This window comes from Mesorhizobium sp. J8, assembly GCF_016591715.1.
Classification (GTDB): Bacteria; Pseudomonadota; Alphaproteobacteria; order Rhizobiales; family Rhizobiaceae; genus Mesorhizobium.
The window spans coordinates 167,369-180,185 of sequence record NZ_AP024109.1 but is presented as its reverse complement, the minus strand read 5'-3'; the positions used below and the strand labels follow the sequence as shown (position 1 = coordinate 180,185).

Below are 12,817 nucleotides of genomic sequence, written 5' to 3'. Positions count from 1 at the left end.
CCTAGGGAACCCGTGCGCAGCCGCTGGACGATCCTTGCCGTGCTCTTCATCGCCCGAGCCGCGATGGCAGTGCAGTTCCAGAGCATCGCGGCCATCGCGCCGGAGCTTGAGAAGGCACTGAACGCCAATGTCGCCGATATAGGCGTGCTGATCGGCCTCTATTTCGCGCCGGGCATCGCGCTGGCGCTGCCGGGCGGCGCGATCGGACGGCGCTTCGGCGACAAGGCGACGGTGCTTGCCGGACTGGTCATGATGCTGGCGGGCGAGGCGCTGCTGTGCAGCTCGACGTCATGGAGCGTGCAGATCGCGGGCCGGCTGATCGCGGGCATAGGCGGCGTGCTGCTGAACGTGCTCATGACCAAGATGATGGTCGACTGGTTCGCGGGCCGGCGGATCGCCACGGCGATGGCTATCTTCATCAACTCATGGCCGCTGGGCATCGCGCTCACGCTCGTGGCGCTGCCGCTGATCCAGGCCGAGTTCGGAATTGCCGGCGCACAGGTCGCGGTCATGGCGTTTATCGGCGCGGCCCTGGCGCTGGTCGGGCTTTTCTACCGGCCGCCAGGCCACTCCGTCGCCCCGGTCGCGACCCAAGCCGCGAGGCTTGGGCCCCCTGGCACCTGGGCTGTGCTGCTGGCAGGCTCGATATGGGCCTTCTACAATGTCGGCTTCGCCATGATTTTCAGTTTCGCGCCATCGATGCTGGTCGAGCGCGGCTGGTCGACCGCAGCCGCCGGCTCGGCCGTCAGCATCGTGCTGTGGCTCGCGGCTCTTTCGGTTCCGCTCGGAGGCTACCTCGCGGACCGCGCGGGAAGCCGCAATGCGCTGCTTGCCGCAAGCAGCTTCGCTTTCGCCGCGCTGATTGCGCTGTTGTGGAGGGGTTCGCCGGTGACGCCGACATTGATCGCCCTCGGCCTCGTCTGCGGGCTTCCGGCCGGATCGATCATGAGCCTGCCGGCGCGGGTGCTGGCGCCGGCGACACGGGCGCTGGGAATGGGACTCTTCTACACGGTCTACTACGCCACGATGCTGATCGCGCCCTGGCTCGGCGGCAGGCTTGCGCTTTGGACTGGCGGCGCGGGCGCGGCCCTCGGCCTCGGCGCGGCGGCTCTTCTAGCCTGTCCGGTTCTTTTGTGGGGGTTCGAACGCCGGCTGCCCGTGCAGGCCCGAACGGCCCCGCAGGCGAGCTGAGACGCTTACGGCTTTCCAACAGGCGGCGGCGCCTGACCGCGAGATCAGACAGGAACGTAGGACAACCTGATCACATCCTCGATCCGGTCATGAGCCACCAGACGGAGCGGCGGGCGGGGTCCGGCGAAATAGGGCTTGCCGCGGCCAAGCACCACCGGATGCAGGTAGATCCGATACTCGTCGATCAAGCCCAGCTCGGTGAGGCTTCGCGCCAAGTCTGGGCCTGCGACTTCGATCTCGCCGTCGTGCTCGGCCTTCAGCTTCCGCATTGCGCCCCCGAGATCGCCCTCGACAAGCCTGGCATTGGGGCCGACAGACTTCAACGTGCGCGAAACGACCCATTTCGGCTGGCGCCGCCACGCCGCCGCATAGGCAAGCCGCTCGCCATCCCACTCGGGATGCTCGTCGTCCCAATAGCGCATGATCTCGTACATGCGGCGGCCGTAGACGCTGCCCGACTGCCGCTCGGCCTCCGCGATGAAGTGGCGAAACAGCGTGGGGCTTGGCCCGAACGCCGTGTGATCGACATAGCCGTCCAGCGACTGGTTCATTCCGAACACGAGCTTGGCCATTGCCTGCTCCTCACATGCATTCGATCTGATTGCGTTGTGCAACCGGTTTAGGTTAGATCGACTGATTTTATTTTGCAATTGGTTTTGGCACGCGCATGAACGCCCCACGGCTCGGTCAGCCGAACTCAAGCGACCACCGCCAAGCCCGGCGAAGCGCGCAAGCGGGCTATGTCGCGCGCCGGCGGCTCGCCAAAATGGCGGCGATATTCGCGGCTGAACTGCGACGGGCTTTCATAACCCACATGGAAGGCCGCGGTCGCGGCGTCGATGTCCTGAACGAGCATCAGGCTGCGCGCGTCCTGCAAGCGGAGCTGCTTCTGGAACTGCAGCGGCGTCATCGCCGTCACGGCGCGAAAATGCTCGTGCAGGCTCGACGGACTCATGCCGATTTCCGCGGCAAGCCGCTCGATGCTGAACCGTTCCCGGAAGTTCCGCCCGATCCAGGCGATGGCGCGGCCGACCTGGGCCATCCGGCCCTGGCTGGAGGTGATGTGGCGCATCCTGGCGCCATCCGGGCCGGCGAGCAGGCGATAGAGAATTTCCTGCTCGGCAAGCGGCCCGAGCACGGGCAGCGCCGGCGGATCGTCGAGCAGGCGCAGCAGGCGCAGGACCGCGTCGAGCAGGTCGGCGCCGGCGTCGGACACCGTCTTGCCTATGGGCAGGGCCGGCGCTCCCGGCGGCGGCGGTACGCGCTGCGCCAGGTCCCCCAGCATGACCGGATCGAAATCGAGGTACAGGCAAAGATAGGGTTTGTCGGGGGTCGCCTCGACCACGCGGCCTGTAGCCGGCAGGTCGTAGGTCACGACGCCATAGCGCCCCGGTGCGTATCTGAACACGCGGTCGCCCAGCATGACATCCTTGTGCCCCTGCGCGACGAGGCACAGCTGCGGCCGGTAGACATTCGGCATCGGCATCGTCACCGTAGAGGATCGAACAAGCGTCACACGTTCAAGAGGGGTGGCGTGGAAGCCATCCTTCGAGACGTGCCGGGCAATCAAAGCTGCGATTTCGGACAGTTTTTCCATCAATCCTACCATCGCACGCGCGCGGATGCGCGGCAATGCGAACCGCAGCGTCTGGAGGATCAGGCAACAATCCCGGCGCATCGGGCTACCGGTTCGACGTCACCGCTCGCCACAGTGTCAGCGGCTCTGGTCAAGCGAACCAGGCCACGGAACAAAGCGAACAAGCATGGAGCGAACATGACGATCGATAGACTGAAGACACCCAAGGTCGCACTCGGGACCTGGGCCTGGGGCGACAGCGGCGAGACCGGGGACGGCTATTTCGGCAGCCCGCTGACCCGGACGAGCCGGGACGAAATCGCGGACAAGGCGCATGCGGCCGGCTTCACCCTGTGGGACACCGCCGCGGTATATGGCATGGGCCGTTCCGAGACCGTTCTCGGGGAGGTGTTGAAGCGCTTCCCCCGCGGCGACTACCAGCTCTCCACCAAGTTCACCCCGCAGGCTGCGGGACCCGGCGCCGATCCGATGGCGGACATGCTGGAGCAGAGCCTGGCCCGCCTCGGCACCGGCTACATCGACCTCTACTGGATCCACAATCCGGCCGACGTCGCACGGTGGACCCCTCACCTGATCCCGTTGCTGAAGAGCGGGAAGGTCAGACATGTTGGCGTCTCGAATCACAGACTGGGCGAAATCGAGCTCGCCGACCGGATTCTCGGGAAAGACGGGTTCCGGGTCGAGGCGGTCCAAAACCACTACAGCCTGCTCTACCGCGGCTCCGAGGACGCCGGCATCCTGGATTATTGCCGCGACCACGGCATCCCGTTCTTCGCCTATATGGTGCTCGAACAAGGCGCCCTGAGCGGCAAGTACAGTCCGGAGAACCCGCTGCCGGAAGGCAGCAACCGGGCGGAAACCTACAACGGCATGCTGCCTCAGCTGAAGGCGCTGACGGACAAGCTCGCCTCGATCGGCCAGAAGCAGGGCGCGGCAGCTGCCGATGTCGCGACGGCTTGGGCCATCGCCAAGGGCACGACGCCGATCATCGGCGTCACCAGGCCCGCCCACATCGATGGCCTGGTCCGGGCCACCAGCATCACGCTCCCAAGCGACGACATCGCGCAGCTGGAAGCTCTCGCCGACGCCGCTGGCGTGAACACCCGCGGCTGGTGGGAGAAAGAGATGGAAGGCTGAGTTCCCTCGGACCCTGGCTCCCGGCAACTCGGCAGGGGATCATCTCGTTGCGCGGGATGGTCGCCCGTGACCGGACCGGTTGCCTCCCGTCCTCGCGAATCATCCGACAATTCAAAGCCGTTTCAAATCGGTCATTTGCAACCGCGAGGTTCGGCCGGATCTCTGAAACTATTGGCGCGCCCGAAGAGATTCGAACTCCTGACCCCCAGATTCGTAGTCTGGTGCTCTATCCAGCTGAGCTACGGGCGCGCAACAGGCCGTGTTTGACACAAGCCCCGCGATCCGGTCGAGACGACCGGCCGCGATGTGGAGTGTTCCCTAACGACTGAATTTGCGAAAAGCAAGCCGATCCGGCAAAAGTTTTGTCGCAGGTGTTTCAACGATGTCGAGGTGTGCCAAGATTCAGGTCAGGCCAGGCCGAGAATGGTGGCTTCAAAGAACCGGAGCGGAGCGTACTTAAGTAGGTGAGCACCGGAAGCGCAGGAAGCCGCCGTTCGCAGGCCGGTACCACCTGAGTATCGGCAAACCTCAGGCAGGGCGGCGCAGGCCGTTGCGCGCCTGGTCGAGCCGGACCGGCTGGTCGGGAATGGTGACGGCGAAGACGGTGCGGCCGCCGATCGATTCGACGAGCTCGACCGTGCCGCCGTGGGCGCGGATCAATTCATGCGCGATCGCCAGGCCAAGCCCGGTGCCGCCGCTGCGCGCCGAGCCGCGGAAGGCGGCGAAGAGATTCTCGCGCGCCTTGGGCGGCAGGCCGGGGCCGGTGTCGGTGACGGTGATGCGGCTGACGCTGCCGTGGCGCTCGGCCGCGACCGCCAGCCGGCGCACCACCGCGCTCTCGGTGTCGGCGGCCATCGCCTGCACCGCGTTGCGGCAGAGATTGGTGAGCACGCGGAAAAGCTGGTCGGAATCGGCGTCCACCTCGAAGGCATGCTCGACGCCATTGATGAACTCGATGCCTTCCTCGATGTCGAGCAGGCCTTGCACGTCGTCGACCAGCTGGCGGAGCCGCAGCCTGCGGCGCGACGGCGCCGGCTCCTGCGTACGGCCATAGTGAAGCACGCCCTCGGAATAGGAGACGGCCCGGTCGAGCGCGCGCACAAGCTTCGGCGCGAAGGACTGCACGGTCGGGTCCTTCACCTGGCGCAGGCGGTCGGACATCAGCTGCGCGGAAGCCAGGATGTTGCGCATATCGTGATTGATCTTCGACACGGCCAGGCCGAGATCGGCGAGGTGCTTCTGCTCCGACAGCATCTTCTGCAGCCGGTCCTGCATCTGCGCCAGCTCGCGCTCGGCCACGCCGATCTCGTCGGAGCGGTCCGTCGGCGAGATGACGCGTCCGGGATCGTCGGGCGCCTCGGAGAAGGCCAGGATCGAACGCGTCATGGTGCGGATCGGCCCGATCATGATCAGGTCGATCGCCGCATAGACCAGCATGGCGGTGAAGAGCGAGATCAGCAGCGAGACGACGGCGACATTGCGCGAATATCTGAGCATGGCGTCGCGCAGCCGGTAATCCGGCATGATCAGCTCGAATTCCTTGTCGCTGTCGCCGACCGGGCCGAAGACGCGCAGCATGCGCTTGCCGCCGAAGAACAGCGTGTCGAGCGCGCCGGTCATGCCGTTGACCAGCCCGACATCGGCGATGTCGATATGCTCGTCGACCTGGGGCGGCATGTCGGAAACGACGAGCAGCCGCGAGACCCCGCCGTCGCGTACGGCGATCGCCTTGGCGCCGATCGCCATCAGCACGTCGTTCTGGGCGTTGTGCGACAGCGCATTGGGTTCGCCCTGCAACAGCACGATCGACACGGCGGCGGCGGTGCTCAAGCGCTCCTTCAGCCAGTTGACCCGGTAGCTGGCGATCCAGGGCAGGAAGATCAGGACTTCGGCCAAGAGCACGAAGGCGATGGTGAGGAAGAGAAGCTTGGTCGACAGGCCGCGCGACAGCGGCACCCGGCGCGACGAATTCGCCGCGGCCGGCTGTGCCTTTTCATCGGTGGACAGAGCTTCACTCGTCATGACGCGGTCTTCACGAGGCCTTGATCGGCCAAGATTATGCGATTTGCAGCTTTTTTGCCAATTTCAACCTTGGTCCAGCGAAAAATGCCTCGCAACCACGCCGGATTGACTTCCAAAAACCTTCTTTCTATAAGCCCGCTCACGCTCGGGCCATTCGTCCCGGCGCGGTTTCGATCGCGCCTAAGCCGGCCCGGCAAAGCTCCTGTTACAGAGTGACAGAATCAAGAAGGGCCGCACGCCGCGGTATTAAAACAAATGAAGCGTACATACCAACCGTCCAAACTCGTCCGGAAGCGTCGGCATGGTTTCCGTGCCCGCATGGCCACCAAGGGTGGCCGCGGCGTCGTTGCTGCCCGCCGCAACCGCGGCCGCAAGCGGCTCAGCGCCTAACGGAAGACGAGATCGTTGCCCGCAACCGGCAAGCCAAAGGGACAGGTTCCCGGGCGGCTTCTGAAACGCGCGGATTTCCTGGCTGTGCGCGGCGGCGAGAAACGCCGCGGCCGGCTTTTCCTCGTTGAAGTTCTCGACCGCGGCGACGACCTTGCGCCGCGCGTCGGCTTCACCGTCACCAAGAAGGTCGGCAACGCCGTGGTGCGCAACCGCGTCCGGCGGCGGCTGAGGGAAGCCGTGCGCGTGCATGCCGCCGATGACATGGCGCCCGGCAATGACTATGTCATCGTCGGGCGCGAAGACGTGCTTGCCATTCCGTTCGGCCAGTTGAAGGCCGAGCTTTCCCGCCGGCTGCGCGGAACACGATAGGCCAAGGGCTTTCGATGGAAAACAACCGCAATTTCTTCATCACCATTGCGCTGTCGGTGCTGATCCTGACGCTCTGGCAGGTGTTCTACATGAACCCGCGCATGGAGCAGCAGCGCGAGCAGGCCCGCATCGAGCAGCAGCGCGTCGAGGCGCAGAAGAAGGAAGCGGGCGGCGGCGCCAACTCCGGTGCGGCCGGAACGCCGGCCCCGGCTTCCGGAAGCGTTCCCGGCGCGCCCGGCGGTGAAACGGTGACCGCCGCCAGCCGCGACCAGGCCATCGCCGCGACCAAGCGAGTCAAGATCGACACGCCAAGCCTCGAGGGCTCGATCAACCTGACCGGCGCGCGCCTCGACGACTTGAAGCTCAAGCATTACACCGAGACGGTCGACAAGAACTCGCCTAAGATCGAGCTGCTCAACCCGTCATCGCTGCCCAATGGCTATTTCGCCGAGATCGGTTTCGTCGGCAACGACAAGACCGGTGCGGTGCCAGGTGCGGATACGGTTTGGAGCGTCGAGGGCAACGCGACGCTGACTCCATCGTCGCCGGTGACCCTGACCTTCACCAACGACAAGGGCTTGACGTTCAAGCGCACCATCTCGGTAGACAGCGACTATATGTTCACCGTCTCCGACACCGTGCAGAACTCAGGAACCGCCGCCGTCTCGCTCTATAATTACGGCAGGGTTACGCGTTTCGATAAGCCTGCGGTCGCCAGCACTTATGTGCTGCACGAAGGCTTGATCGGCGTCACCGGTAGCGAGGGGCTGCAGGAGCACAAATACGCAGCTGTCGAGAAAGACAAACAATACAAGCCTGGGAAGTCGACCGATGGCTGGCTCGGCATCACCGATAAATATTGGGCGGTGACGCTGGTGCCTTCCGAGAAGCAGCCGTTTCAACCTACCTTCTCGTATTTCGATCTGAGCGGCGGCCTTCACCCCCATAGCTACCAGTCTGACTTCCTGACTGATGCCATCAATGTAGACGCCGGCCAATCGGCAACCATCGAGACCGAGGTGTTTGCCGGCGCCAAGGAAGTAAACAAGATCAACGCCTATGAGAAGGACCGCAACATTCGGCTCTTCGACAAGCTGATCGATTGGGGCTGGTTCTGGTTCATCACGCAGCCGATGTTCTCGCTCATCGACACGCTCTACAAATTCTTCGGCAATTTCGGCCTGGCGATCCTCGCCACCACCGTCATCGTCAAGGCCATCTTCTTCCCGCTCGCCAACAAGTCCTATGCCTCGATGGCGAACATGAAGAAGGTGCAGCCGAAGATGCTGGAGATCCGCGAGAAATACGCGGACGACAAGATGAAGCAGCAGCAGGCGATGATGGAGCTCTACAAGACCGAGAAGATCAACCCGCTGGCCGGCTGCTGGCCGGTGGCGCTGCAGATCCCGGTCTTCTTCTCGCTCTACAAGGTGCTCTACATCACCATCGAGATGCGGCACGCGCCGTTCTTCGGCTGGATCCACGATCTCGCGGCGCCGGATCCGACCTCGATCTTCAACCTGTTCGGCCTGCTGCCGTTCGCGGCGCCCGCCTTCCTGCCGCATATGGGCGCCTGGGCGGTGGTGATGGGCATCACCATGTTCCTGCAGATGCGCATGAACCCGGCGCCGCCGGACCCGACGCAGGCGGCGATCTTCACCTGGATGCCGGTGATCTTCACCTTCATGATGGGCTCCTTTCCGGCCGGCCTCGTCATCTACTGGGCCTGGAACAACACGCTGTCGATCCTCCAGCAGGGCGTCATCATGAAGCGCCAGGGCGCCAAGATCGAATTGTGGGACAATCTCGCGGCGATGTTCCGCAAGAAACCATCGCCGGCGGAATAGCCGGATCCTACGTTACATATCAAAACCCGGCCTTCATTGGCCGGGGTTTTTCGTTGGAGATGCCAACGGGACAGCGCCAACCTTCGCGATTGGCCGTGGCTTACACCCCGGAGCGGCGCGCGCGGGCCCTGGATTCATACCGGCACGCTAAGGCGTTGCAACGGTTACAGAATTCTGCACCGTCACACTCCGCGGCAAGGGTCACGGGAATGGATCCTCGGGTCAAGCCCGAGGATGACGACGTTGCGTTCCCCTTCGCCGATAAACCCATACGTGATTGCCCTAGATGCACTGGGCGAGAATGATTTTCGGGAATTATTCAGAGTTCCTGAAACTCCGCGCCGCCCGGCTTCGTATGATTTCGGTCCTCCCCAAAAATGGCCGGACGGCTTCCGGCGCGGCGACGCCGGTGTTTGGGAGGTCGTCCGGCAGGCCGGGGTCCCGCAGGTGGCGGGATTCCGGTCCTTTCACTCCATGACGGCGCTGTGGTCGATCTTGGCCGGCGTGCCGGGCTTGCGCAGCAGAAGCACCAGCGGGATGGCGGCAAGCGACAGGATCATCATCAGCTTGAAGTCGTCGACATAGGAGATGATCGTCGCCTGCAGCGTGACCAGGCCGTCCAGCGCGGCGCGGCCGGCTGCGGTGTAAGGGCTCAGCGCCTGGGAGATCGCGGGGTCGCTGAAGGCCGGATTGTAGGGCGTCACATAGGTGGCGATGTTGGCATGGTTGATCTGCTGGTTCTGCGTCAACAGCGCGGTGACCACCGAGATGCCGACGCTGGAGCCGATGTTGCGCGACAGATTGTAGAGGCCGGTGCCTTCCGCGCGCCGCTCCGGCGCCAGCGTGGCGAAGGTGATGGTGGTGAGCGGCACGAACAGGAAGCCCAGGCCGGCGCCCTGGATGAAGCCGGTGCTGATGATCGTCCATTGCGAGACGTCCGGCGTCCAGCCGGTCATGTCGTACATCGCCCAGGCGGTGATGGCGAGGCCGATGAAAAGCAGCCAGCGCGTGTCGACCTTGCCGACGAGCCGGCCGACCACGAACATGCAGGCCATGGTGCCGAGGCCGCGCGGCCCCATGACGATGCCGGCAGTCACCACCGGATAGCCCATCAGCGTCTGCAGATAGGGCGTCATCAGCGCCAGCGAGGCGAGATAGGTGATGCCGATGATGAAGATGAAGATCATGCCGACGGAGAAATTGCGGTCGAGGAACAGCCGCGGGTTCACGAAGGTGTCGCGCGCCGTGAAGGTATGGACGATGAAGATGTAGAAGGCCGACGCGCAGACCAGCGCCTCGACGATGATCTCGGCCGAGGAGAACCAGTTGAGCTGCTCGCCGCGGTCGAGGAACATCTGCAGCGAGGCGATGGCGACGCTGAGCATGCCGAAGCCCAGCCAGTCGAGCCTGGCCTTGAGGTCGAGCTTGGTTTCCTGGACGAACATGGAGACGCCGATAAAGGCCAGCGCGCCGATCGGCACGTTGATGTAGAAAACCCAGCGCCAGGAGACGTTCTCGGTCAGCCAACCGCCGATGACCGGGCCGAGCACCGGGCCGACCATGACCGAGACGCCGAACAGCGCCATGGCCGAGCCGCGCTCCTCGACGCTGTAGATGTCGAGCAGGATCGACTGCGACAGCGGTACGAGCGCCGCGCCGAACAGCCCCTGCAGCAAGCGGAAGCCGACGATCTGCGGCAGCGACTGCGCGAAGCCGCACAGCACCGAGGCGACCACGAAGCCGGTGATCGCCACCAGAAGGATGCGCTTGCGGCCAAAGCGGTTGGCGAGATAGCCGGACGGGGGTGTCATCACCGCCGCGGCGACGATGTAGGAGGTGAGCACCCAGTTGATCTGGTCGGCGCTCGCCGAGACGCTGCCCTGGATATAGGGCAGCGCCACATTGGCGATGGTGGTGTCCAGCGCCTGCATGATGACCGCCAGGATCACGCAAGCGGTGATGGCGCCGCGATTGGCGACCACGGGCGCGCCTGTCGCGGAAGCCGTTGTCATGACTTTTGTCCGAAACGCTTGAGGAGGTCGGTGACGAAATCGGGCAGGCCGCGGGCATGGCCGGTGTCGATGCTGACGACCGCGCTCATGCCGCCGCGCAGCGGCGGCTTGCCGTCCGGATCGTCGATCGTCACGCGCATCGGGATGCGCTGCACGACCTTGACCCAGTTGCCTGAGGTGTTCTGCGCCGGCAGCAGCGAGAAGCTGGACGACGAGGCCGGGCTGATCGAGCCGACCGTGCCGTGCCAGACCTCGCCCGGATAGGCGTCGATGCTGATCGTCGCCTTCTGGCCGGGACGCACATAGGTGAGCTCGGTTTCCTTGGGCTCGGCGGCGATCCAGATGTCGGTCGACGACACAAGGCTGAAGGCCGGCTGCGAGGCCGGCAGGTACTTGCCGACCTGCAGCGCGTCGACATTGGTGACGATGCCGTCGAACGGCGCCTTGACGACGGAGTCGTTGAGGTTGCGCTGCGCGTCGTCCACCGCCGACTGGGCCTGCAGGTAGAACGGGTTCTGCTCGACCGGCTGGCTGGCATCGCCGCCGAGCTGGGCAAGCATCGCCTGCGCCTGCGCCTTGGCGACGGTCACCTTCTGGCGGGCTGCTATCAGGTCGTGTTGGGCGCTGTCGAAGGTCGCCTTGGAGGCGGTCGAGGTTTTGAGCAGATCCTGCTGACGCTGGAAGGCCGATTCGTAATAGGGAATGTCAGCTTCGGCCTGGTCGATCGACGCCAGCGACTGCTGGTAGCTCGCCTGTAGCGTCAGCACCTGGTTGCGCACCGTGCCGAGCTGCGCCTTGGCGCCCGCAAGCGCGGTTTCGAAGGAGGCAGGCCGCAGGCGGAAGAGCACGTCGCCCTTCTTCACCGCCTGGTTGTCGTGCACGTCGATCTCCTGCACGGTGCCGGAGACATCGGTGGAAACCCCGAGCGACTGTGCCTGGATATAGGCGTTGTCGGTGGTCATGATCTGGCCGCCGATGACGTAGTAGTAGCCGCCGGCCACCAGCGCGACGGGCAGCAGCGCGAACAGGATCGGCCGCATCAGGCTGCGGCGCGGCTTGGCCGGAGCTGGTGGAGCCACAGTGACGGCCGCCGGTTTCGGCTGGGCCGATGGCGCCTCGAGCGTCGCCGGTTCCGGCGCCACGGGCGCTTCCAGCTCATCGTCTTCGACAACGGGCGGATTGCCGCGCCTTTGCTCGCGCTGGCTGTCCAGGCGAATGACCTGGTCGCTTGCTCTTTCGCCGACAATGTCTTCGTCGGCGGGCTTTCTGGGTGAGGTTCCTTCAGACATGGACTTTCTCCCGGTCGACGGCCGGCTGGGCGCAGGCCTCGAGCAGATTGGACTTGATCAGGCAAAGGGTTTGCAGCAGCTGCTGCTGCGCATCCGCGGACAGACCGGCAAAGGCCTCGTCACGCGTCTTGCGGCCGCTGCCGCGCATCACTTCGATCAGCGGATGCGCGTTCGGGGTCAGATAGATAAGCCAAGCCCGGCGGTCGGCCGGGTCGGGCCGGCGCTCGATGAAGCCGCCCGCCTCCATCTTGTCGAGCAACCTTGCGAGCGTGATCGGCATGATCTCGATGAGGTCGGCCAGCTTGTTCTGGTGGACGCCCTCATGCGCCGAAAGATAGGCCAGCACCTGCCACTGCGCGCGGGTCAGCCCGAAGGCGCGCGACCGCTGCTCGAAACGCTTCCTGAGCAGGCGCGCGACATCGTGCAGCACGAAGCTGATATTCGGCGAGGTGGACATTGGAGGACTTCGGAGTCGGCGGACAAACTTTCGTGAGCATGCTTATTATCATCATGCACATAATCCTGCTAGACGCGGAGCGCAAGACCGACTAAGGCGCTTGGTAAAAATATCGCATAGGCCAGAACCCGGCCCGACCGGCTTGGGATCAGGCAAGGACAAGACGATGAACCGGCTCAAGATCGCCATGCTGGCGCTGCTCATGGGATACGCTTTTCCAGCCGCCGCGAAGGACGCGGTGAGCTGCGGCGGAGCGGCGATGCTTGGGGGCGCGCAGCTCAATTGCAGCCATGTGCAACCCAAGGCGCCGCCGCAATTCTGCACGTTCAGCTGGACTCTGCACACGACGGCGGGCGAGCAGAAAATCGTCGAAGGCAGCTTCTCGCTGCCGCCCGGGGCGTCGAACGTCCAAGTCTATCAGGGCAGCGGCTTCGACAGCGCCCTTTCCAACCCGATCGTGATCTGCCGCGGCAACCATTGAACGGTTGGTGCCGAGGCCGGATCAC

The 12,817-nt window shown here is 64.6% G+C and carries 12 protein-coding genes and 1 tRNA gene; 6 read left to right on the top strand and 7 right to left on the bottom strand.

Going from position 1 to position 12,817, the window contains the following annotated elements:
* Positions 1 to 12 precede the first annotated feature (12 nt).
* A complete protein-coding gene (locus MJ8_RS00940) occupies positions 13 to 1,191 on the top strand; it encodes a CynX/NimT family MFS transporter (RefSeq protein WP_201412669.1) in 1,179 nt (392 codons plus the stop codon).
* A 44-nt stretch (positions 1,192 to 1,235) separates the two neighbouring features.
* On the opposite strand, the gene MJ8_RS00935 is transcribed toward MJ8_RS00940, so the two are convergent.
* On the bottom strand, positions 1,236 to 1,763 hold the full coding sequence (locus MJ8_RS00935) for a dihydrofolate reductase family protein (RefSeq protein WP_201412668.1): 528 nt from the start codon (positions 1,761 to 1,763) through the stop codon (positions 1,236 to 1,238).
* A 125-nt stretch (positions 1,764 to 1,888) separates the two neighbouring features.
* Entirely contained in the window at positions 1,889 to 2,788 is a 900-nt protein-coding gene (locus MJ8_RS00930) for an AraC family transcriptional regulator (RefSeq protein WP_201415257.1), read from the bottom strand.
* A 177-nt stretch (positions 2,789 to 2,965) separates the two neighbouring features.
* Between MJ8_RS00930 and MJ8_RS00925 the strand changes: the two genes are divergently transcribed.
* Complete coding sequence (locus tag MJ8_RS00925) at positions 2,966 to 3,925, top strand: aldo/keto reductase (protein ID WP_201412667.1); 960 nt, start codon at positions 2,966 to 2,968, stop codon at positions 3,923 to 3,925.
* Between the two features lie 172 nt (positions 3,926 to 4,097).
* Here MJ8_RS00925 and MJ8_RS00920 read toward each other — a convergent pair.
* Positions 4,098 to 4,174, bottom strand: a tRNA-Arg gene (locus tag MJ8_RS00920).
* A 279-nt stretch (positions 4,175 to 4,453) separates the two neighbouring features.
* Positions 4,454 to 5,947, bottom strand: a complete 1,494-nt coding sequence (locus tag MJ8_RS00915; protein ID WP_201412666.1) for a sensor histidine kinase — start codon at positions 5,945 to 5,947, stop codon at positions 4,454 to 4,456.
* Positions 5,948 to 6,202: 255 nt separating this feature from the next.
* On the opposite strand from MJ8_RS00915, the gene rpmH reads away from it, so the two are divergent.
* The 3 genes from rpmH to yidC are packed head-to-tail and all read left to right on the top strand — an operon-like array spanning position 6,203 to position 8,553.
* Positions 6,203 to 6,337, top strand: coding sequence for a 50S ribosomal protein L34 (gene rpmH, locus MJ8_RS00910; protein WP_008833937.1), 135 nt, complete (start codon positions 6,203 to 6,205; stop codon positions 6,335 to 6,337).
* Positions 6,338 to 6,352: 15 nt separating this feature from the next.
* On the top strand, positions 6,353 to 6,706 hold the full coding sequence (rnpA, locus tag MJ8_RS00905; RefSeq protein WP_201412665.1) for a ribonuclease P protein component: 354 nt from the start codon (positions 6,353 to 6,355) through the stop codon (positions 6,704 to 6,706).
* Between the two features lie 14 nt (positions 6,707 to 6,720).
* A complete protein-coding gene (gene yidC / locus MJ8_RS00900) occupies positions 6,721 to 8,553 on the top strand; it encodes a membrane protein insertase YidC (RefSeq protein WP_201412664.1) in 1,833 nt (610 codons plus the stop codon).
* A 467-nt stretch (positions 8,554 to 9,020) separates the two neighbouring features.
* Here the strand turns inward: yidC and MJ8_RS00895 are convergent, their stop codons facing one another.
* Genes MJ8_RS00895 through MJ8_RS00885 form a run of 3 tightly spaced genes read right to left on the bottom strand, consistent with a single transcriptional unit; the run spans position 9,021 to position 12,311 of the window.
* Positions 9,021 to 10,565 (bottom strand): DHA2 family efflux MFS transporter permease subunit, encoded by a 1,545-nt coding sequence (locus MJ8_RS00895; RefSeq protein ID WP_201412663.1) that lies wholly within the window; start codon positions 10,563 to 10,565, stop codon positions 9,021 to 9,023.
* A complete protein-coding gene (locus MJ8_RS00890; RefSeq protein WP_201412662.1) occupies positions 10,562 to 11,854 on the bottom strand; it encodes an HlyD family secretion protein in 1,293 nt (430 codons plus the stop codon). The genes MJ8_RS00895 and MJ8_RS00890 overlap by 4 nt, the downstream gene beginning before the upstream one ends.
* Positions 11,847 to 12,311 carry a MarR family winged helix-turn-helix transcriptional regulator gene (locus tag MJ8_RS00885; protein ID WP_201412661.1) on the bottom strand — a complete coding sequence of 155 codons (465 nt, stop codon included), beginning with the start codon at positions 12,309 to 12,311 and terminating at the stop codon, positions 11,847 to 11,849. The genes MJ8_RS00890 and MJ8_RS00885 overlap by 8 nt, the downstream gene beginning before the upstream one ends.
* A gap of 166 nt (positions 12,312 to 12,477) precedes the next feature.
* On the opposite strand from MJ8_RS00885, the gene MJ8_RS00880 reads away from it, so the two are divergent.
* Entirely contained in the window at positions 12,478 to 12,792 is a 315-nt protein-coding gene (locus tag MJ8_RS00880) for a hypothetical protein (RefSeq protein ID WP_201412660.1), read from the top strand.
* Positions 12,793 to 12,817 lie beyond the last annotated feature (25 nt).